At 58.2% G+C, this 440-nt stretch carries 1 protein-coding gene; it reads right to left on the minus strand.

The genetic code is table 11. The features are described from left to right. Positions 1-440, minus strand: a 440-nt coding sequence (gene traN, locus M3090_RS15635) for a conjugative transposon protein TraN (RefSeq protein ID WP_249057802.1), incomplete at both ends; no start/stop codon positions are given.

Consider the following 440-nt stretch of genomic DNA (forward strand, 5'->3'; position numbering starts at 1 on the left):
ACCGTGAACTGCTGATGCCGCCCGCCGTTCTGCTCGTTTATCTCCACCACCAGTTGCTTGTCGTCCGGCAGGGTGAACTTGGGCAGGGTGAACACCGTGCGCTCCCGGCTCTTGCCGCCGACCTCCGTCACGTAGTTATAGGCACGCAGCGGCACAATCACCTGCTCTTGGATGGCGGTGCGTTTCGCCACTTTCCGGTCCACCACCTTGAACGACACGAAGTCCACCGTGAACGGCACGTTGGAGGAGTTCTTCAGTTCCGTATGGAAATAAAGCAGCCCGTTGTGCGTGTAGATGCCTTTCAGGAGGTACTGGATGCCGAAGCGTTTGCAGCCGATGTGCTTCACCAGCCGCTTGTCGTCCTTGTGGATGGACTTCATGATGAGCCGCACCAATAACGGAGACTCGCTGCCCAACTCCTTCAGGTACACCTCCTGCGA

Source organism: Bacteroides sp. ET71 (genome assembly GCF_023336905.1).
Lineage (GTDB): Bacteria > Bacteroidota > Bacteroidia > Bacteroidales > Bacteroidaceae > Bacteroides.